Source organism: Faunimonas sp. B44, assembly GCF_052655945.1.
The window spans coordinates 70129-89735 of record NZ_JBQYEX010000010.1 but is presented as its reverse complement, the minus strand read 5'-3'; the positions used below and the strand labels follow the sequence as shown (position 1 = coordinate 89735).

The following is a 19607-nucleotide window of genomic DNA, read 5'->3' as shown; positions in this document are numbered from 1 at the left end:
GCGGGAGCGCCCAGCACGCGCTGGAACGCCTGCCGCGTGCCCGACTGCAGCTCCTCGAGCTCGCGCTGCAGATCGCCGAACGCGTCCCGCGACTGTGCCGCCGCGGGGGCCGGCTCCCCGCCTTCGACGCGCCGCGCGAAATCCTGCCGCGCCCGCTCCGTGGTGCGGACCAGCAGCGTCTTCATGCCGTCGGGCGCGGCGTCCGGGTCGAACGCCTTGTCGTCGGCGATCCTCAACGCCTGCAGGAGCGCGGACTGCGCCACCGCGGAACGGGCGAGCAGCCCGCCGTCCTCGGCCGGAAGGCAGCCGTCCTCGACACCGCGCCAGAGCGTCTCCGCCGTCGTCTCGCCCTCGATCTTCGCCAGGCCGGCGAGCACGGCGAACTGGGCGACGAACTCGCAATCCATCAGGCCGCCGGGGATCGTCTTCAACTCCCAGCAGCTCTTCGTGCCGCGCGCCTCGTCCACCTTCGCGCGCATGCCGGCCACGTCCGCCGCGAGGCTCGCGCGCTCGCGCGGCCGGCCCATCACCTCGTCCATGATGGCGCGCACCGTGTCGGCGAGACCGGCATCGCCGGCGATCGGCCGCGCCCGCGACAGCGCCATGTGCTCCCAGGTCCAGGCGTCGTTCAGCTGGTAGTGCCGGAACGCCTCGATATGGGTCGCGAGCGGGCCCGCCCGGCCCGAAGGGCGCAGGCGCGTATCGACGGCGTAGGCGACGCCCTCCGATGTCGGCGCCGAGAGCGCCGCCACCAGCCGCTGCGTGAAGCGCGTATAGTATTGCGACGGCGCAAGCGGCCGCGGCCCGTCGGAGACCGTCGCGTCCGGATCGTGGCTGTAGACGACGATGAGGTCGAGGTCGGAACCCGCCGTCATCTCGCGGCTGCCGAGCCGCCCGAAGGCGATGATCGCCTCCGCGCTCCCCTCCAGCCTGCCATGCTGCGCCCGGAACTCCTCGAGCGTGCGCTGGTAGAGCGCCTCGATCACCAGTTCGGCGAGGTCGGAGAAGGCGTGCCCCGTCTCCACCGGCGAGAGCCCGCCGCGGATCATCCGGACCGAGAACAGGAAGCGTTGTTCCGCCGCGAAGAGCCGCGCCCGGTTGAGCGCCTCCTCGTAGTCCTTCGCCTCCCTGAGCGTCGCCTGGAGCCGCTCCTCGATGTCGCTGCGATCGAGCCGGTCGTTGATGATGGCCGGCTCGATCAGCGTGTCCACGACATGCGGCCGCCTTGTGAAGATCTCGGCGAGCCGCGGCGCGGCGCCCAGGATGAAGGCGAGGAGGTCGAGGAGCTCGGGATTGGACTGCAGGATCGCGAAGAGCTGCGCGCCCGCCGGCAGCTTCCGCAGCAGCGCGTCGAAACTGCGGAACGCCTGGTCCGGGTTGCCCGCGCGCGACAGCGCCTCCAGCAGCACGGGCGTGATCTCGGTCAGGCGCTCGCGCGCCGTCGTGGAGCGCATCGCCGGGAAGCGGCCGAAATGCCAGGCCCGCACCGCCTCGGTCACGGCCTCGGGATGCTGGAACCCGAACTCCCTCAGGGTGCGCAGCGTCTCCGGGTCGTCGTCGCCGCCGGTGAAGACCAGATTGCCCTTGCCGCTCGTGAGCTCCGGCGCATCCTCGAAAAGCTCGGAATAGCGCGTGGCGACCCTTTCCAGCACGCCGCGCACCTCGGCCTCGAAGGCGGCCGGGTCGCCCTGCCCCATCAGCCGGCCGATGCGGGCGAGCGCCTCGCGGTCGGCGGGCATCGAATGGGTCTGCTCGTCGCGCACCATCTGCAGCCTGTGCTCCAGCGTGCGGAGATAGACATAGGCGTCGTCCAGCACCTCCGCCGTGCGTCTGCCGATCCAGCTCCGCTCAGCGAGCATCGCCAGCATCGGCCGGGTCTGGATCCCGCGCAGGCTCCGGTCGCGCCCGCCCGCGATCAGTTGCTGGGTCTGCACGAAAAACTCGATCTCGCGGATGCCGCCGCGTCCGCGCTTGATGTCGTGGCCGAGCACCGTCACGTCGGAATGGCCGCGATGGGCGTGCACCTGGCGCTTGATCGAGTGGATGTCGGCGATCGCCGCGAAGTCGAGATACTTGCGCCAGATGAAGGGGGCGATCTCGGCGAGGAACGCGTTGCCGGTGGCGATGTCGCCGGCGCAGGCGCGCGCCTTGATGAGCGCTGCCCGTTCCCAGTTCTGGCCCATGCTCTCGTAGTAGAGGAGCGCACCGGGAATGGAGAGCGCGACAGGCGTCGCGCCGGGATCGGGCCTGAGCCGGAGGTCGACGCGGAATGCGTAGCCGTCGGCCGTCCGCTCCTGGAGGAGCGCCACGATCTGCCGGACGATGCGGACCCAGAACACGCTCGGCTCCGTCCCCTCCGCGAGCCCGCCGGCCGCCGGCTCGTAGACGACGATGAGGTCGATGTCGCTCGAATAGTTCAGCTCGCGCGCTCCGTACTTCCCCATGCCGAGGATGGCGAAGCCGCTGCCGGCCCCGCTCGGGTCGCCCGCATAGGTGCCCTTCCGCCTCGCCTCCTCCAGCGCGAAGCGCAGTGCGCCGCCGAGCGCCGCATCCGCGAAATCGCTGAGGACGGTCGTCACCGTGTCGAGATCGACGGCGCGGCCCAGATCGGCGAGGCCAAGGGCGAGCGCCACGGTCTGCCGCGAGCACCGCAGCCCCCGCATCGCGTCCGCCTTGGTCGCGAAGACGGTGCTCCCCAGTGCCTCGATCTCGCCCGCCACGATCGCGAGCGGGTCGCCCTCGACGATCCGCGCCAGGCGGTCGATGTCCTTCTCGGCGAGATCCAGCAGGAACGGGCACTCGCCGAGCGCCGTCCCCAGAAAGCTGGCAGTCGCGGCGTCGGCGAGCAGGCCTTCCAGGCGGTCCGCCGCGTCCTGCCGCGCCGCCGTCTCGCGCAGCGAAATGAGCGCCGCCTCGGCCGCCGGGCTCTCCGGGAGAGCCTGGACGAGCCGTCTCAGCGGCTCACGCTGCATGCCCGGGCTCCCGCGTCGCGGGCAGCGAGACGACGGCCCTCAGGCCGGGCGCATTGTCCTCGAGCAGCAGCTCGCCGTGATGCAGCCGGGCGACGGCCGCGACAAGGCTCAGCCCGAGCCCCGCCCCGGGCTTGGACCGGCTCTTCTCGAGCCTCACGAAGCGCTCGGTGGCACGCGCCGTGTCGGCTGCCGCGATGCCCGGGCCGTTGTCTGCAACGATCAGCTGCACCTGGTCCCCCTCCCGCCGCACCGAGATGGCGATGCGGGCCTTTGCGGCGCCTCCGTCGGCATATTTCAGGGCGTTGTCAACGAGGTTGGACAGCGCCTGGCCGAGCAGTTCCCGGTTGCCTTCGACCCAGGCCGCGGCGGCATCGAGGGTCAGGTCGGCCCCGGCATCCTCAGCGAGCGGCTCGTAGAGCTCGAAGACGTCCGCCGCGACCCGCGATGCGTCCACCGGCGCGAAGGCGGTGCCCGACGACCCGGCCTCCGCCCGCGCGATCATCAGGAGCGCGTTGAAGGTGCGGATGAGCTGGTCGGCGTCCTCGATCGTCGCCTGCAGGGCCTCGCGGTAGCGCGGCGCGTCGGGCGCCACCGCGAGCGCGCCCTCCACGCGGTTCCGCATCCGGGTCAGCGGCGTCTTCAGGTCGTGCGCGATGTTGTCGGAGACTTCCTTCAGCCCCTCCATCAGGCGCTCGATGCGGTCGAGCATGGTGTTCAGGCTCTCCGCGAGGCGGTCGAACTCGTCGCCCGTTCCGGTCACCTCGAGCCGACCGCTGAGGTCGCCCGCGATGATCCTGCGGCTCGTGCCGGCAATCGAGTCGATCCGCTTCAGCACCCGGCGCGTCACGAACAGCCAGGAGGCGAGCCCGAGCACCACCATCAGCGCCATCGTCACGACGAGCGCCCGGATGGTGATCTCGATCAGCTGGTTCCGCTCGCTCACGTCCCGCCCGACCAGGATGCGGTAGTTGCCGGGCAGCTCGAACACGCGCACCAGCGCGACCCGCCGCTCGCCCATGCCCGGCTCCTCGACGCCGCGATAGGGCACGGTCTGCGGCGCGGGATCGGGGTTCTCGATAACGGCCTGCGGCACGAAGGCGACGTTGCCGGCGATCTTCGCGCCGCTCTGGTCGCTGACGAGGTAGAGGCTCGCGCCGGGCTGCTGGCTGCGCAGCTGGATCACCTGCGCGAGCCGCAGGATGCCGCCGAACTGGTACTGCGTGGCGAGTTCGTCGAGCTCGCGGTCGACGGCCTGCAGCGTCTGGCTCTCCAGGAGCTGCATCGTGCTCTTCACGATGTAGCCGATCATGAAGGCGGAGAAGATCGTGAAGACGGCGAGGAAGATCGCCGAAAGCCGGAACGCCGTGGTGCGGAAGAGGCGAAGCCGCCCCGGGCTAGCCATCGGGCCGCATCACGTAGCCCGCGCCGCGCACCGTCTGCAGAAGGGGCCGGCCGAAATCCTTGTCGATCTTGCCCCTCAGCCGCGAGATGTGGACGTCGATCACGTTCGTCTGCGGGTCGAAATGGTAGTCCCACACGTTCTCGAGCAGCATGGTGCGGGTCACCACGGTGCCGGCGTTCTTCATCAGGTATTCGAGCAGCCGGAACTCGCGGGGCTGCAGGACGATCGCCTTTCCCGCCCGCGTCACGGTTCGGGCGAGCCGGTCGAGCTCCAGATCGCCGACCCGGTAGACGGTGTCCGCCTCCTGCGGCGTCATCCGCCGCGCGAGCACCTCGACGCGCGCGAGGAGCTCGGAGAAGGCATAGGGCTTGGGGAGATAGTCGTCGCCGCCGGCGCGCAGGCCGGTGACGCGGTCGTCGACCTGGCCGAGCGCGGAGAGGATGAGCACCGGCGTCCGGTCGCCCTCCGCGCGCAGGCTGGCGATCAGCGAGAGCCCGTCCCGCTTCGGCAGCATGCGGTCGACGATGAGCACGTCGTAGCCGCCGTCCCGCGCCATCGCGAGCCCGCTCTCGCCGTCGGCCGCTTGGTCGGCGACGTGGCCGGCCTCGCGCAGCGCCTTGGCGAGATAGGCGGCCGCCTCCTGATCGTCTTCGACTACGAGAATCCGCATGGGGCAGAGACTAATCGCTGGCGGCGCCGGCGCCAGCGTCGTCGATCACGAAACGCGAAGCCCGGAGCGCAAGGACGGCGGGCCGCAGAAGCGGTCCGCCGTTGAGGACTGGCGGGCGGTCGGAGCTGACGATCGCCGCGCCCGATCCCGTGTGCTTGCGGCTCAGCCCTTCTCCACCGGCAGCGCCACGAAGCGGGTTCCGCGCTCGCCCTGGACCTGCATCAGCACGGCCTTGCGGCCCTGCTTCTGCGCGGCGTCGATGCCGGAGCGCACGTCGGCCGGGCTGCCGACCTCCTCGCCGGCGACCGTGACGATGACGTCGCCCGCCTGCAGGCCCTTCTCGCTCGCCGGGCTGCCGTCCTCGACGCCCGTCACGAGCACGCCGTTGCCGTCCTGGCTCGGCCCGAGCGCGAGCCCGAGGCCCTCCAGCGAAGTCGGCGCCGCGTCGGGCGTCCCGCTCGGCGCGTTGCTCGCCATCTTGCCGAGCCGGCCGAGCTTCACGTCGATCTGCTCGTTCTTGCCGTTGCGCAGGATGTCAAGCTTCACCGTCGTGTCCGGGTCGTAGCGGGCGATGATCTGAGCCAGCTCGCGCGGGCCCTTCACGTCGCGGCCGTCGACCTTCAGGATGACGTCGCCGGCGCGGATGCCGGCGGCGCGGGCGGGGCCGTCGGCCTGCGGATCGGAGACCAGCGCGCCGGTCGTCTGCTCGATGCCGAGGCTGTCGGCGATGTCCTGCGTCACCGGCTGGATCTGCACGCCGAGCCAGCCGCGCGTCACCTGCCCGTCGTTCCTGAGGTCGGCGACCACGTCCTGCACGGTCGCGGCGGGGATCGCGAAGGCGATGCCGACATTGCCGCCCGACGGCGAGAAGATGGCGGTGTTGACGCCGATCACCTCGCCGCGCGCATTGAAGGTCGGACCGCCCGAATTGCCGCGGTTAACCGGTGCGTCGATCTGGATGAAGTCGTCGTAGGGTCCGGCGCCGATGTCGCGTCCGTCGGCCGATACGATGCCGGCCGTGACCGAGCCGCCGAGGCCAAACGGATTGCCGACGGCGATCGCCCACTGGCCCACCTTTGGAGCGTCGCTGGCGAAGGTGACGTAGGTGAAGCCGTCGCCGTCGACCTTAAGCAAGGCGAGGTCGGTCCGGTCGTCGGTGCCGATGAGCTTGGCGTCGATCTCGCGCCCGTCATCCATCACCACGACGAGTTCCTTGCCGCCGTCGACGACATGGTTGTTGGTGACGAGATAGCCGTCCTCGGAAATGAAGAAGCCGGAGCCCTGGCTCATGCCGAAGCGCGGGCTCCGCGGGTTCGGCGTGCGCCCCTGCGGGCCGCGCGACTGCGGCCCCGGCTCGAAGCCGGGCGGGCCGAAGCGCTTGAAGAACTCGTAGAACGGGCTGTCCTGCGGAATGTCGCTGAACGGCGAGCGGTCGGCGACCGGGCTCGCCTCGGTCTTCACCCGGACGCTGACGACGGCCGGCTTGACCTTCTCCACCACGGCCGTGAAATCGGCCGGCGCAGGCGCTTCCACGCGGACGGGCTCGGCCTGGGCGACGGGGCTCTCGCCGATGACGAGGCCGGCGCCGGTCGCGCCGGCAATGCCGAGGGTGAGCGCGCTGGCAAGCAGCGCGTGGCGCAGGCGCCGAGCTCGCGAGGTGGTGTTTTCGTGATTTCTCATCGCAGTCGAAAGCTCCACGCGGTTGAAAGAGGGGTCCGCCCCGTGGGGGACGGGGCGGACTGGAGGTTTGCGGTCGAGCTCTGCGGGGGCAGGGGGGTGCATCGCTCTTCCGCTCCAAAGAGATAGGGAGCGTCGCCTTACGATGCCGTTTCGGCGCGATTAATTCTTCGTAAGCTTGCCGGGAGCACAGGGCTCTGCGACCGCACGCGCCGCCGGGCCGCACCGTTCTGCGCCTCGCCTCGCGCATGTCGGGTTTGGGCAAGAATCGCCCGCCCCCTACTTTTCGCAGGCCCGGTCGTGCTACACGCCGGCCGAAAGGCGGCCCTCCGCGTCGAACCTCGTCCGGCCAGCCGGATCGACGCCGGCCAGGGCCGCCCCCCGACCGTGTTCCGTAACCGAAAAGGACGGCCCCATGCTTCAGCCCAACGATCTCCTCGACGCCTGGGACCGCGGAAGCTTCTTCCATCCCTCGACCCACATGGGCCAGCATGCGCGCGGCGAGAGCCCGTCCCGCATCGTGACCGGCGGCGAGGGCGTCTACATCGTCGACCGCGACGGAAGGCGGTCGCTCGACGCCTTCGCCGGGCTCTATTGCGTGAATGTCGGATACGGCCGGAAGGAGATCGCCGACGCCATCGCGCGCCAGGCGGCCGAGCTCTCCTACTACCACGCCTATGCCGGGCACGGCACCGAGGCCTCCATCACGCTCGCCCACATGGTGATCGAGCGCGCGCCGAAGAACATGAGCCGCGTCTATTTCGGCCTCTCCGGCTCGGACGCCAACGAGACGAACCTCAAGCTCGTCTGGTACATGAACAACATTCTCGGCCGTCCCGAGAAGAAGAAGATCATCTCGCGCTGGCGCGCCTATCACGGCTCCGGCCTGATGACCGGCAGCCTCACCGGCCTGCCCTCGTTCCACAACGCCTTCGACCTGCCGCGCCCGCCGGTCCTCCACACCGAGGCGCCCTACTATTTCCGCCGGCCGGACGCGGACATGGACGAGGAGACTTTCGCCACCTTCTGCGCCGACCGCCTCGACGCGCTCATCCGCGCCGAAGGCCCGGACACGGTGGCCGCCTTTATCGGCGAGCCGATGCTCGGGACCGGCGGCATCGTCCCGCCGCCGCGGACCTACTGGGACAAGATCCAGAAGGTGCTCGAGCGGCACGACGTGATGCTGATCGTCGACGAGGTCGTCACCGGCTTCGGCCGGCTCGGCACGATGTTCGCCTCCGAGCGCTACGGGTTGAAGCCCGACATCATCACCATCGCCAAGGGCCTCACCTCGGCCTATGCGCCGCTCTCCGGGTCGATCGTCTCGCAGAAGGTCTGGGACGTGCTGGTCGAAGGCTCCGACCGGCTCGGCGTCATCGGCCACGGCTGGACCTATTCGGCCCATCCGCTCTGCGCGGCCGCCGGCGTCGCCAACCTGAAGCTGGTCGACGAGATGGGCCTGGTGGCGAATGCCGAGACGGTGGGCGCCTATTTCCGCAAGGCGCTCGCCGATGCGGTCGCCGACCATCCGATCGTCGGCGAGGTGCGCGGTGACGGCATGCTCGCGGCCGTGGAATTCGTCGCCGACCGCGGCGACCGGCTCTTCTTCGACCCGGACCTCAAGGTCGGCATCCGCATCGTGGCAGCGCTCGCCCGCCGCGGCGTCGTCGGCCGCGCCATGCCGCACGGCGACATCCTCGGCTTCGCGCCGCCGCTCTGCCTCACGCGCGAGGAGGCCGACGTGATCGTCGACGCCACCCGCGGCGCGGTCGACGAGGTCGCCAGGGAGCTGGAGGCGAGCCGCGCCGCCTGAGCGCGCTCCGGGCGGGGGTCCTGCCCCCGCCTCCCCTCACTCGCCGAACGAGGTGAGGAGCGGGCCGCCGCCGCGCCAGTTGCGCGGGTTGGCCCGCTCGTATTGCGGCGGATAGGCCATTGCGGAGCCGAGCTTCTCGGCAGCGTGAAAGGGCCAGCGCGGGTCGAACAGGATGCCGCGGGCGAGCGCCACCAGGTCGGCCTTACCCTCGGCGACGATCGCCTCGGCCTGCTTCGGCGTCAGGATCATGCCGACCGCCGTCGTGGTGATCCCGGACACCTTCCTCACATGCTCGGCGAACGGCAGCTGGTATCCCGGCCCGGCCTGGATCTGCTGGCGCGGGTCGACGCCGCCGCCGGAGACCGAGACGCCGTCGATGCCGATCGCCCGCAGCTTGGTCGCGAGCCGCGCCGCGTCCTCGGCCGTCCAGCCGCCCTCCGTGAAATCCGATCCATTGACCCGGACCGTCAGCGCCCGCTCCCGCGGCCAGGCCTCCCGCACCGCGGCCGCCACTTCCAACGGATAGCGCATCCGGTTTTCCAGGCTGCCGCCATACGCGTCCTCGCGCCGGTTCGAGAGCGGCGAGAGGAACGTGCTCATCAGATAGCCGTGCGCGAAATGCAGCTCGACGCAATCGATGCCGAGCCGCTCGGCCCGCCGCGCGGTGGCCACGAACGCGTCCCTCACCCGGTCCATGTCGGCGCGGGTCATCGCCTGCGGTACCCGCCAGCCATCCTGGAACGCCAGGGCCGAAGGGGCGAACGTCTCCCAGCCGCCGTCCCCGTCGGGCACCGAGCCCGAGCCCTTCCACGGGCTGTAGGTGGCGGCCTTCCGGCCGGCATGGGCGAGCTGCACGCCGACCCTGATCGGGCTGACGGAGCGGATCACGTCCAGCACCCGCTTCATCGCGGCCTCGTTCGCGTCGCTGTAGAGGCCGACATCCTCCGGCGAGATGCGGCCGGCGGGCTCGACCCCGGTCGCCTCGATGACGAGCAGGCTCGCGCCCGACAGTGCCAGCGACGACAGATGCGCGACGTGCCAGTCCGTCATGCTGCCATCGGCCGCACTGTACTGGCACATCGGCGAGATCGTGATCCGGTTGGAAAGCGTGAGGCCGCCGAGCGCGACCGGCGTGAAGAGGGCTGCGGGCATGAACGTCTCCTTCGCGCGACCGGCGCGTCAGTACCTGAACTCGGCCGAAGCCTTGCTGCCGACCGAGAGCAGGTCGCCGCAATCCGGCACGTTTTCGTTGTTCCTGATCGTGCATCCGATCACGTCGTTGACGAGCAGGCGGCTCACGTCGGTGCAGGCGAGGTCCGGCAGGTCGAACAGCGCCACCTTGATCTTGTCCACGCCGACATCCGCGAAGCTCAACGCCACGCGCCGGAGCACCACCCCGGAAAGGTCGAAGAGAAAGACGTCGAGCCGCATCTCCTGCAAGGGAACCGGCATCTGGTTCTCGACCAGGAAATAGGCTCGGCAGGCGCTCGCCACCGGCTCGAGCTTGTTGAGCTCGACGTTCACGGCCCCGTGCGACGGAAGCGCGGCGCGCTCCGCGCCGGGCGGCGCGGCGGGCGATGTCCCTTCCTGCGCTGCGACCAGCGGCGGAACGGCCACCAGGACTGCCGCGGCGCAGAGACCTGCAAGGCGCATCGATCCACTCCTATTCTCGGGCTGTTCCCGTCCGCGGAAGGCAGATGGGCAAAAAGGGGAGCTCCCGCGAACGGTTGAGGCGAGACCGTCTTCGCGCGAAGCCTCTATAATGTCGCCGTGAGACGACGAAAGCCAGAGTCGAGGAAAAGGGCCCCGGAGGTCGCGGTCGAGCCGCGCCCGCTGCGCCCGCGGACGCGTCGCCTCCGGCCGGCCGCCGTTCTCGCCTCGCTCGCCTGCCACGCCGCGATCGTGGCCGTCGTCGGGACCATGCACTTCTCCGCGCACCGGCTTCCGGCCCCCGAACCGGATCGGGCCGTCTACGTGGAATTCGTCGAAGAGCAGCCCCTCGTCGAGCTCGCCGCGGCGATGCCCGATCCGGAAGAGGTTCCGGCTGTTGCCGCGGAGGCGGCGCTCGCCCCTGACGCTCCGCCCGAGCCGCTGGCGGAACTCCGTGCGTCGGAGCCGATGGCGCCGGTGGGCGGTGCGCGCGCCTTCGCCACGCCCCCCTCCCCGGCCCGGCCCGAGCCCGTCCCGCCCGCCGAATCCGCCGCGCCCCTCGCACAGCCTGCAGCGGATTCGTCGGCGCAGGCCCTTAAGCAAGCCGAGCCGCCGGCGCAGCCTGCACGTGCCGCTGCGTCCGCAAGCGAGGCACTTAGGCCGTCCGGGCCTGAAACCGCGCCACTGAGGCCGACCGGGCCTGAAGCGGCGGACGTCCCGCCCGCAGCGCAAGCGCCGCGCGAGGTCGCGAGCCTCTCCCCCGCGCTCGCGGAGCTCTCCTCCGCCGCGTCGGAGCCTGCCCTCGCGCCACCCGTGCCGGCTGCGCCGGTGGAATCGTCATCATTCCAGCCGCTGATCTCGCCGGCCGCCGCGCTCCCGCTCAGCCCCGCCGTGCCGGTGGTCCCGACCCAGCCCGCGGGCCCTGCTCCGCTCGCATCTGCCGCCGAAATCCGGCCCGCCGACCCGCCATTTGCGATCGCCGCCGCGCCTGCGGCCCCTGTCCCCGCGATCCCGGCCCTCGAGGCAGTGCCTGGACCGGCACCCGCCCCGGCCGCCCCGGTTGCCTCCGTCGGCCAGCCGGGACCGGCGGCTGCCGCGCCGCCGGCAGAGCTCGCCGCCGTCGCCCCAGCCGAGGCCGCCCCCGCCGCCGTCGCCCGCACCGAGCGCGCCTTGGCCGCATCGCCGGCTATCCCGCCGGAACCCGTCCCGCCCGGACCGGGCGGAGGGCCCGGCGTTCGGGCCGTCGGCGGGGCCGGCGCCCTGCAGCCGTCGGCGCCGCCGCCCCAGGCGCTCGCCGCACTCCCGGCCATGCCCTCGCTCGTCATCAGGAGCGCCGATCCGCAGGCGGAGATCGAGAAGACGCTGGCGCGCTTTTCATGCGCGCGCCTCGATGCCGACCTCGGGCCCGGCGGCGCGGTCCGGGTCTCCGGGCATCTCGCCTCCGAGAACGATCGCAGCCGGCTCCGGCAGCAGCTCGCCGAGATCGGCGGCATCGAGACGGTCGAGACAGGAGCCGTGCACATCGTGGGCGAGCCCCACTGCAACGTGCTCGCCACGCTGGGCGGGCCCGGCTTCGCCCAGTCGAACCATCAGCGCTACGAATCGGCCGCCTTCGCCACGCCGGCGCGCTTCGGGGTGGAACGCTATTTCGGCGGACAGACGCTCCAGCTCCGGCTCGGCACCCCGCAATTCGAAAGTTTCGTGCAGGTCGCCTACTTCTCCGGCGACGGCCGCGTGCACCACCTCCTGCCGGCGTCGGACCCGCTGGAGGCGCGGTTTCCGGAGAACGCGATGATCGATCTGCGCGGCCTCGACCGTGCCGGGCGGAGCATGACCATCGGGCCGCCCTACGGGCTCGACATGATCGTCGTCGTCGCGAGTTCGCGCCCGCTCTTCGAGGGTCCCCGCCCGGCGGTGGAGCCGGCCGGGGACTATCTGCAAGCGCTCGCCGCAGCGGTCCTGAGGCTGCGCGCCGCCGATCCCGACCTGCAGCTCGAATACGCCTACCACCTCATCTACACGAGCCCGTAGCGGGAGGACGGCCTCCCCGTCCGGCGCGTGCCGCGTCGGGCGGATCGCCTCGGGGCGTTCTACTTCATCGCCGCCTTCGTGGTCGCCCGGACTTCCGGCGACACAAAGTACATGTGGATGTCGTAATGCGGCACCGTGAAGCCCTCATGGCCGTGCGGCTCGAAGTTGAACTCCATGTGGTCGATCGGCGGCTGCTCGGTTCCCGAAAACCACGGCCTCAGCTGCTCGAACGACCTGCCCTCCTCGAAGTCCTTCTGCGCGATCATGAACTCCATGCAGGTCACGCGCCCGTCCATGACGCAGTAGATCGGCCCAAGCGGCAGCGTCTTCGGGTCGGCCCAGTGCTCGCCCATGCCGGGTATGAAGGGCGAGATCTGGATCACGCCCGCGGGCAGGCTCTCCACCTTCGGCAGCTTGTCCAGCGCACCGTCCGCAGCGGCACCGCCGGACAAGGCGGCGCCGACCAGCATGATTGTCGCGATGGCCATCGGCTTCACATTCATGGCAATCCCTCCTCCAGACAATTCCGACCGGTTCGCGGCCGCAGCGGTCCCCTGGGGTGCTTGTTTGCGTCTTCGTTTCGCACCGCCGCCGCTCGGTTTCTTTTAGCGTGGCGATTGTTTCCCGCACATCGCCCCTTACGCTTCGGCGACACCATTTCTGCGTCTGGTTCACCGAGGCTGAAACGGTCTGTCAGGCGGATGACCGCTCGACCGGCGGCCTCTCCGGGACGAAATAGGGTCCACGTCAGCACGCCACGCCATTGGGAGGGCGCCATGGAACTGAAGGGCATCCATCATCTCACCGCCGTGTCGGCGGACGCGCCGGGGAACCTGCGCTTCTACACCGACACGCTCGGCATGCGGCTCGTGAAGAAGACCGTGAACCAGGACGACGTCTCGGCCTATCACCTCTTCTACGCCGACGGCATGGCGACGCCGGGCAGCGACATCACCTTCTTCGACTGGCCGGCCGCGCCCGAGCGCCGCGGCACGCACAGCGTGGTGCGGACCGCGCTCCGCGTCGCCGGCGAGGACGCACTCGCCTGGTGGACCGAACGCTTCGCCGAGGCGGGAGTGAAGCATGCGCCGGTCGCCCTGCAAGACGGCCGCGCCACGCTCGAATTCGAGGATCACGAGGGGCAGCGCCTCGCGCTGGTCGACGACGGCGGCGCCGGCGAGGCCCATCCCTGGGAGAGGAGCCCGGTGCCGGCCGACCGCCAGATCCGCGGGCTCGGGCCGATCACCATGAGCGTGCCCGACCTCGAGCCGACGCACCTCGTGCTGACCCGGGTCATGATGATGCGCCCGGTCCGGCAATACGCCACCGCCGACGGAGCGGTCCACGTCTACGAGATGGGCGAAGGCGGCCCGGCCGCCGAGCTCCACGTGCTCGTCCAGCCCGGCATGCCGCAGGCGCGGCTCGGCGCGGGCGGCGTGCATCACGTCGCCTTCCGCAGCGCCGACGCGGATTACGATGCCTGGGCGGCGCGCCTTCGCGAATTGCGGATTCCGTCGAGCGGCAAGGTCGACCGCTACTACTTCCGCAGCCTCTATTTCCGCGAGCCGAACGGCGTGCTCTTCGAGATCGCCACGGACGGGCCGGGTTTCGCCGCGGACGAGCCGCTCGAGGCACTCGGCGAGCGGCTCGCGCTGCCGCCCTTCCTGGAACCGCGGCGGGCGGAGATCGAGGCCGGCCTGAAGCCGCTCTAGGCTTTGGCGATGGCCGCGAGGAGGTCGCGCGCGGCCGCGACCTCGTCGTCGTTCACGGTGTGGCCCATGCCCGGATAGATCCGGGCGTCCACCGCCGCGCCGCGATCGGCGAGGACCGCCGCCGATTCCTCCACCCGCGCGACCGGGATGTGGAAGTCGACGTCGCTGCAGCCGAGGAAGACGGGCGTCGCCTCCAGCGAGCCCCGCTCCGGCCATGCGGTTCCCGGCGGCCCGATCAGGCCGCCGCTCAGCGCCACGACCGCGCCGTAGCGGCGCGGGTTGCGGATCGAGAATTCGAGCGCGAGGCACGCCCCCTGCGAGAAGCCGAGAAGCGCGGTGCGTTCCGCCGGAATGCCGGCGGCGACGATCTCCTCGACGAGCGTGCCGACCCGGCGGAGCGCCGAGCCGAGCGCCGGCTCGTTCGCCTCGAGCGGCGCCATGAAGGAATAGGGGTACCAGGTCGAGCCGGCCGCGTGCGGGGCGAGCACGGCCATGCCCTCGGGCAGCAGGAGCCGCGCCAGCGAGAGCATGTCGGCCGGGTTGCTGCCCCGGCCGTGGAGCAGGATCGCCGCCGCCCGAGCGTCGGCGAGCGTCGGACCGGAGGTTTCCACCGGCCGGCCGGCATGCGGATCGTCACTCAAGCTCCACGCCCTCCTCTGGACCGCCCGCCAAGGTGCTCCCGCGGTGAAGCCCGGCCGCCTCGCGGTAGAGTGCGGCATAGCGCTCGGCCGGGCGCTCCCAGCCGACGGGCGCCGCCATCGCGTTCCGCTGCATCCTGCGCCACGCCTCGCCGTCCTCCCACACCGACAGCGCCCGGCGCAAGGCGCGCTCGAGCGGCGCGCGTTCCGCCGGCGCGAACTGGAATCCCGTCGCCACGCCCGCCGCGAGCGCCATCGCGTTGGCGTCGACCACCGTGTCGGCGAGCCCGCCAACGCGCGACACGATCGGCAGCGCGCCGTAGCGCATGGCGCAGAGCTGCGTCAGGCCGCACGGCTCGAAGCGCGACGGCACGAGGAGCGCATCCGCGCCGCCCTGCACGAGGTGCGCGAGCGCCTCGTCGTAGCCGATGAACACGCCGATCCGCTTCGGCTCGGCCGCAGCCGTCGCCTCGAATGCCCGCTCGAGGCCCCGGTCGCCCGCGCCGACCACTGCGAGCTGAAGGTTCCCCATGCGGATTTCCGGCCAGGCCTCGAGCACCAGATCGAGCCCCTTCTGCCAGGAGAGCCGGCTCACCACGCCGACGAGCAGCGCGTCCTGCTGCTCCGCCAGGGCGAGGCGCCGTTGCAGCGCACGCTTGTTGCCGCGCCGCGAGATCGTCCGCCGCGCATCGTAGCGGAACGGCAGGTGCGGATCGGTGTCGGGATTCCACACCGCCTCGTCGATCCCGTTCAGGATGCCGGAGACGGCGCCGCCGCGTGCTTGGAGAACCCCTTCGAGGCCCATGCCGAATTCCGGCGTGAGGATCTCCTCGGCATAGGTCGGCGAAACCGTGGTGATGCGGTCGGCGGTGTGAAGGGCCGCCTTCAGGAAGCCGACCCGGCCGAAGAACTCGACCCCCTCCATCGCGAAGGCTGCCTCGGGAAGCCCGAGCAGGGGGAACAGGTCGGCGCGAAAGAGCCCCTGAAAGGCGATGTTGTGGATCGTGGCGAGCGTGCCCGGACGAGCGCCACCGGAATAGTGGAGGTAGGCAGGCGCGAGCCCGGCCTGCCAGTCGTGCGCGTGGAGCACGTCCGGCGCGTAGCCCGGCGCAAGGCCCTGCGCGAGGCGCGCCCCCGCCAGGCCCAGCGCGGCGAACCGGATGCCGTTGTCGCTCCAGTCCCGCCCGTGCGGGTCGAGATAGGGGTTTCCCGCCCGTCCATAGAGATGCGGCGCGTCGAGGACGAAGACGGCAAGCCCCGCGGCCGTCGCCGCCAGAAGCCGCGCGGGGCCGCCGAAGAGCGCGGCGAAGGCGTGGACGGCCTCGGCCTCCTCGATCGCGTCGAGCACGGCCGGATAGCCCGGCACCAGCGTGCGCACGGCGACGCCTTCGCGCGCCAGCGCCGCCGGCAGGGCGCCGGCCACGTCCGCGAGCCCGCCGGTCTTCACTAGCGGAAAGATCTCCGAGGCGACGGAAAGGACCTGCACGCGGCTCAGGCGCCCAGGCGGTCGATCATCGCCTGCGTGATCAGGCACACGCCGCGTTCGGTGCGGCGGAAGCGGGCGGCGTCGTGCTCCGGATCCTCGCCGACGACGAGTCCCTCCGGGATGCGCACGCCGCGGTCGATCACCGCCTTGGTCAGTCGCGCGCTGCGCCCGATGTCAGCATAGGGCAGGATGACGGTGTCCTGCACGCTCGCGAAGGAATGGACGTGGACGCCGGTGAAGAGCAGCGTCCGGCAGAGCTGCGCGCCGGAGATGATGCAGCCGCCCGAAACGAGCGAGTTGATCGCCTCGCCGCGTCGCCCCGGCAGGTCGTGGACGAATTTCGCCGGTGGCGTGATCTCGCTGTAGGTCCAGATCGGCCAGTCGCGGTCGTAGAGGTCGAGCGAGGGGATCGCCGCCGTCAGGTCGATGTTCGCCTCCCAATAGGCGTCGACCGTGCCGACGTCGCGCCAGTAGACGTCCGATTCGGCGCTGGAGCGCACGCAGGAGCGCGAGAAGCGGTGAGCGACGGCCTTGCCGTTCTCGACCAGGTAGGGAATGACGTCGCGGCCGAAGTCGCGGGCCGAGTTCGGGTCGGCGGCGTCCCGCCTGAGCTGCTCGAACAGGAACTTGGTCTCGAAGACGTAGATCCCCATGCTCGCCAGGCTGAAGTCCGGGCGGCCCGGCATGCCGGGCGGGTCCTGCGGCTTCTCCAGGAAGGATACGATACGGTCGTTCTCGTCGATCGCCATCACGCCGAAGCCCGACGCCTCGTGCCGCGGCACCTCGAGGCACCCCACGGTCACGTCGGCGCCCTGCTCCACGTGCTGCTGGAGCATCGCCTCGTAGTCCATCTTGTAGATGTGGTCGCCGGCGAGGATCACCATGTGCTGCGGCGCGTAGCTCTCGATGATGTCGATGTTCTGGAACACCGCGTCGGCCGTCCCGGCGTACCACTTGTCTTCCGAGACCCTCTGGCTCGCCGGCAGGATGTCGAAGCTCTCGTTGCGCTCCGGGCGGAAGAAGTTCCAGCCATGCTGGAGGTGCCGGATCAGGCTGTGCGCCTTGTACTGCGTTGCCACGCTGATGCGCCGGATCCCGGAATTCAGCGCGTTGGAGAGCGCGAAGTCGATGATCCGCGACTTGCCGCCGAAATAGACCGCCGGCTTGGCGCGCTTGTCCGTCATCTCCATGAGCCGACTGCCGCGGCCGCCCGCGAGCACGTAGGCCATCGCGCTCCGCGACAGCGGTCCGGAGATCGGATGCCCGTTCATGCCCCCTCCCGGGTCATGCGCTCGCCGGCTGCCGGCACGCCCTCATGCCGCGTGGCGATTCACCCGTGGAGTATAGCGGAACGCGCGCCGCTTGCGCGAGAACGTCGGGGCACCCGGGTGCATCGTCGCACCCCCGGCGCCTCGTTCGAGAGGCGACCGGCGTCAGCGCGCCGCCTTGCTGTCGCCCTGCTTGCGCTTCTCCGCCGTGTCGCGGCCGATGATCTTGGAGAACATGCTGTCCTTCTCGTACAGCAGCGCCAGTTCGCGCTCCTCGAACTCCTTGAAGAACTCGTCCCAGCTGATCTCGGTGAGTGCGTCGTGCTCCGAGTTGGGCGCGTCGGGGAACATGATGCGGATGATCCCGACGTCGCCGTCCTTGTGCGTCCGCTCGACGGCGGCAGGCTTTCCGCCCTTGCTTTCGGCCCATCTGCGGATGGTGGCGTGATCGGTCGTCGTGTCGGCCATGGCAGGTCCTCCGTTCTGCCGTTCAACCGAGCGCCCCACCGCAGGGTTCCGAAAGCCGGGACGGCGGCGCGCCGGCAGGCGAATCGCCTTGACTGGGGGGATGGAAGCCGACACTATTCGTGCAAACGTTTGCGGACGCACCGGCAGCGAACCCTGCCGGCTCCGGCAGACCCCGTCCCGAGGAAATCGGGGCACGAAGGGAGGCGGCATGAAGAGCGTTCATACGGTCGGTTCGGCGGTGCAGCCGCCGTCCCGGTCGCGTCGGCCGCTCCCGCGCACGGTTCCCTGCCGGTCGGGCAAGGAGTAGGACAGCGGCGATGCTCGAGGTGCGCGGCTTGTGCAAGCATTTCGGCGGCATCCGCGCCGTCGACCAGTGCAGCTTCACCGTCGAGCGCGGGTCGATTACCGCCCTCATCGGCCCGAACGGCGCCGGCAAGACGACCGCCTTCAACTGCATCAGCAAGACGCTGCGGCCCACCTCCGGCGAGGTCTGGCTGAAGGGCGAGCGGATCGACGCGATGCGGCCCCATCAGGTGACGCGCCGCGGCCTCAGCCGCACCTTCCAGATCAGCCGCAATCTCGAGGATCTGACCGTCCTCGAGAACCTCGTGGTCCAGTCGCGCGTGCCGAACTGGCGCGCTCTGTTCGGGCCGGCCATCGCGCCGTGGGAGCGCGAGAAGGCGATGGAGATCCTCGATTTCCTCAACATCACCCGCCTTGCGCACGAGGAGACGCGGAGCCTCTCCTACGGCCAGAAGAAGCTGATGGATTTCGGCGCGCTGCTGATGTCCGATCCGGAAATGATCCTGCTCGACGAGCCGGCCGGCGGCGTCAATCCGCGTCTCCTGGAGGAGATCGTCGATCGCATCCGCGCGCTCAACGCCCGCGGCCTCACCGTCCTGATCGTCGAGCACAACATGGATCTCGTCATGCGCCTCTCCCACAAAGTCGTGGTCATGGCGCACGGCCAGGTGATAGCGGAGGGCACGCCCGAGGAGGTGCAGGCCGACCCGCTCGTGCTGGAGGCCTATCTCGGCGGCGCGCAGAAGGAACCCGCGGTTCAGGCCGTCGGAGCCGTCGTCCATGGCTGAGCTCCTCGAAGTCCGCGGCGTCGTCGCCGGCTACGGCCGCGGCCCGGCCATCCTGAACGGCATCGACCTCACGGTCCGGCCGGGCCAGGTCCAGTGCATCATCGGCCCGAACGGCGCCGGCAAGTCGACGCTCATGAAGGCGATCGCCGGGCTGCTGCCGATCCGCAGCGGCGAGATCCGCTTCAAGGGCGAGCGCATCGACGGGCTCCGCCCCGACCAGATCCTGCGCAAGGGCATCGCCTTCGTGCCGCAGGAGCGCGCGCTCTTCCCCAAGATGAGCGTGCGCGAGAACCTCCGGATGGGCGGCTACTCGATCCGCGACAAGAAGGTGCTGGAGGAGCGCACGGAGGCGGTGCTCGATCAGTTCCCGATCCTGCGCGAGCGGGCGGGCCAGCATGCCGGCACCATGTCGGGCGGCCAGCAGCAGATGCTCGCGATGGCGCGCACGCTGATCGTCGAGCCGGACATCGTCATGCTCGACGAGCCGTCGCTCGGCCTCGCCCCCCAGATCGTCCAGCAGATGTTCGACATCATGCACATGCTGCGCGACCGCGGCATGACCATCCTGCTCGTCGAGCAGAATGCCATTGCCGGGCTCAAGCACTCCGATTGGGGCACCGTGCTCGACCTCGGCACGATGCTCTTCGAGGGGCCGGCGGCCGAGGTGCTCGTCGATCCGCGGATCCAGGAACTCTATCTCGGCAAGGCCGCCGCAGCGGCCGCCTGAGC

16 protein-coding genes are annotated in these 19607 nt (G+C 70.7%); 5 read left to right on the top strand and 11 right to left on the bottom strand.

Features of this window, described 5'->3' with window-relative positions:
- The 4 genes from ACUN0C_RS15930 to ACUN0C_RS15915 all read right to left on the bottom strand — a co-directional run.
- A partial coding sequence (locus ACUN0C_RS15930; RefSeq protein ID WP_445467382.1) for a bifunctional [glutamine synthetase] adenylyltransferase/[glutamine synthetase]-adenylyl-L-tyrosine phosphorylase occupies positions 1-2972 on the bottom strand: 2972 nt, incomplete at its 3' end.
- Positions 2962-4374: an ATP-binding protein gene (locus ACUN0C_RS15925; protein WP_445467381.1), complete on the bottom strand. Its 1413-nt coding sequence runs from the start codon at positions 4372-4374 to the stop codon at positions 2962-2964. The genes ACUN0C_RS15930 and ACUN0C_RS15925, both read right to left, overlap by 11 nt.
- Positions 4367-5044, bottom strand: coding sequence for a response regulator transcription factor (locus tag ACUN0C_RS15920; RefSeq protein WP_445467380.1), 678 nt, complete (start codon positions 5042-5044; stop codon positions 4367-4369). Before ACUN0C_RS15920 ends, ACUN0C_RS15925 begins: the two co-directional genes overlap by 8 nt.
- Before the next feature lie 162 nt (positions 5045-5206).
- Positions 5207-6724, bottom strand: a complete 1518-nt coding sequence (locus tag ACUN0C_RS15915) for a Do family serine endopeptidase (protein ID WP_445467379.1) — start codon at positions 6722-6724, stop codon at positions 5207-5209.
- Between the two features lie 412 nt (positions 6725-7136).
- Between ACUN0C_RS15915 and ACUN0C_RS15910 the strand changes: the two genes are divergently transcribed.
- A complete protein-coding gene (locus ACUN0C_RS15910; RefSeq protein WP_445467378.1) occupies positions 7137-8534 on the top strand; it encodes an aspartate aminotransferase family protein in 1398 nt (465 codons plus the stop codon).
- Between the two features lie 36 nt (positions 8535-8570).
- On the opposite strand, the gene ACUN0C_RS15905 is transcribed toward ACUN0C_RS15910, so the two are convergent.
- Positions 8571-9686, bottom strand: coding sequence for an NADH:flavin oxidoreductase/NADH oxidase (locus ACUN0C_RS15905; protein ID WP_445467377.1), 1116 nt, complete (start codon positions 9684-9686; stop codon positions 8571-8573).
- A gap of 27 nt (positions 9687-9713) precedes the next feature.
- Positions 9714-10187: a Tat pathway signal protein gene (locus ACUN0C_RS15900; RefSeq protein WP_445467376.1), complete on the bottom strand. Its 474-nt coding sequence runs from the start codon at positions 10185-10187 to the stop codon at positions 9714-9716.
- A gap of 117 nt (positions 10188-10304) precedes the next feature.
- On the opposite strand from ACUN0C_RS15900, the gene ACUN0C_RS15895 reads away from it, so the two are divergent.
- Complete coding sequence (locus tag ACUN0C_RS15895; RefSeq protein WP_445467375.1) at positions 10305-12215, top strand: hypothetical protein; 1911 nt, start codon at positions 10305-10307, stop codon at positions 12213-12215.
- A 59-nt stretch (positions 12216-12274) separates the two neighbouring features.
- Here the strand turns inward: ACUN0C_RS15895 and ACUN0C_RS15890 are convergent, their stop codons facing one another.
- Positions 12275-12718 carry a hypothetical protein gene (locus ACUN0C_RS15890; protein WP_445467374.1) on the bottom strand — a complete coding sequence of 148 codons (444 nt, stop codon included), beginning with the start codon at positions 12716-12718 and terminating at the stop codon, positions 12275-12277.
- Between the two features lie 273 nt (positions 12719-12991).
- Here ACUN0C_RS15890 and ACUN0C_RS15885 point away from each other — a divergent pair, with 273 nt between their 5' ends.
- The gene (locus ACUN0C_RS15885; protein ID WP_445467373.1) at positions 12992-13927 is read left to right on the top strand and encodes a ring-cleaving dioxygenase; all 936 of its coding nucleotides are present in this window, start codon (positions 12992-12994) and stop codon (positions 13925-13927) included.
- Here the strand turns inward: ACUN0C_RS15885 and ACUN0C_RS15880 are convergent.
- The 4 genes from ACUN0C_RS15880 to ACUN0C_RS15865 all read right to left on the bottom strand — a co-directional run bounded on the left by ACUN0C_RS15880 (position 13924) and on the right by ACUN0C_RS15865 (position 17787).
- Positions 13924-14568, bottom strand: coding sequence for an alpha/beta hydrolase (locus tag ACUN0C_RS15880; protein WP_445467372.1), 645 nt, complete (start codon positions 14566-14568; stop codon positions 13924-13926). The genes ACUN0C_RS15885 and ACUN0C_RS15880 overlap by 4 nt on opposite strands.
- Complete coding sequence (glgA, locus tag ACUN0C_RS15875; RefSeq protein ID WP_445467383.1) at positions 14561-16060, bottom strand: glycogen synthase GlgA; 1500 nt, start codon at positions 16058-16060, stop codon at positions 14561-14563. The genes ACUN0C_RS15880 and glgA overlap by 8 nt, the downstream gene beginning before the upstream one ends.
- A complete protein-coding gene (glgC, locus tag ACUN0C_RS15870; protein ID WP_445467371.1) occupies positions 16057-17322 on the bottom strand; it encodes a glucose-1-phosphate adenylyltransferase in 1266 nt (421 codons plus the stop codon). The genes glgA and glgC overlap by 4 nt, the downstream gene beginning before the upstream one ends.
- A 162-nt stretch (positions 17323-17484) precedes the next feature.
- Entirely contained in the window at positions 17485-17787 is a 303-nt protein-coding gene (locus tag ACUN0C_RS15865; protein ID WP_445467370.1) for a hypothetical protein, read from the bottom strand.
- A 317-nt stretch (positions 17788-18104) separates the two neighbouring features.
- Between ACUN0C_RS15865 and ACUN0C_RS15860 the strand changes: the two genes are divergently transcribed.
- Together ACUN0C_RS15860 and ACUN0C_RS15855 are read left to right on the top strand one after the other, a co-directional pair.
- Positions 18105-18878 (top strand): ABC transporter ATP-binding protein, encoded by a 774-nt coding sequence (locus ACUN0C_RS15860; RefSeq protein WP_445467369.1) that lies wholly within the window; start codon positions 18105-18107, stop codon positions 18876-18878.
- Complete coding sequence (locus ACUN0C_RS15855; RefSeq protein WP_445467368.1) at positions 18871-19605, top strand: ABC transporter ATP-binding protein; 735 nt, start codon at positions 18871-18873, stop codon at positions 19603-19605. Before ACUN0C_RS15860 ends, ACUN0C_RS15855 begins: the two co-directional genes overlap by 8 nt.
- The last annotated feature ends 2 nt before the right edge of the window (positions 19606-19607 follow it).

Excerpts from the sequence above, each read along its gene's own strand:
- ACUN0C_RS15925 (WP_445467381.1), bottom strand. The coding sequence starts at position 4,374 with ATGGCTAGCCCGGGGCGGCTTCGCCTCTTCCGCACCACGGCGTTCCGG.
- ACUN0C_RS15920 (WP_445467380.1), bottom strand. The coding sequence starts at position 5,044 with ATGCGGATTCTCGTAGTCGAAGACGATCAGGAGGCGGCCGCCTATCTC.
- ACUN0C_RS15915 (WP_445467379.1), bottom strand. The coding sequence starts at position 6,724 with ATGAGAAATCACGAAAACACCACCTCGCGAGCTCGGCGCCTGCGCCAC.
- ACUN0C_RS15910 (WP_445467378.1), top strand. The coding sequence starts at position 7,137 with ATGCTTCAGCCCAACGATCTCCTCGACGCCTGGGACCGCGGAAGCTTC.
- ACUN0C_RS15905 (WP_445467377.1), bottom strand. The coding sequence starts at position 9,686 with ATGCCCGCAGCCCTCTTCACGCCGGTCGCGCTCGGCGGCCTCACGCTT.
- ACUN0C_RS15900 (WP_445467376.1), bottom strand. The coding sequence starts at position 10,187 with ATGCGCCTTGCAGGTCTCTGCGCCGCGGCAGTCCTGGTGGCCGTTCCG.
- ACUN0C_RS15890 (WP_445467374.1), bottom strand. The coding sequence starts at position 12,718 with ATGAATGTGAAGCCGATGGCCATCGCGACAATCATGCTGGTCGGCGCC.
- ACUN0C_RS15885 (WP_445467373.1), top strand. The coding sequence starts at position 12,992 with ATGGAACTGAAGGGCATCCATCATCTCACCGCCGTGTCGGCGGACGCG.
- glgC (WP_445467371.1), bottom strand. The coding sequence starts at position 17,322 with ATGAACGGGCATCCGATCTCCGGACCGCTGTCGCGGAGCGCGATGGCC.
- ACUN0C_RS15865 (WP_445467370.1), bottom strand. The coding sequence starts at position 17,787 with ATGGCCGACACGACGACCGATCACGCCACCATCCGCAGATGGGCCGAA.
- ACUN0C_RS15860 (WP_445467369.1), top strand. The coding sequence starts at position 18,105 with ATGCTCGAGGTGCGCGGCTTGTGCAAGCATTTCGGCGGCATCCGCGCC.
- ACUN0C_RS15855 (WP_445467368.1), top strand. The coding sequence starts at position 18,871 with ATGGCTGAGCTCCTCGAAGTCCGCGGCGTCGTCGCCGGCTACGGCCGC.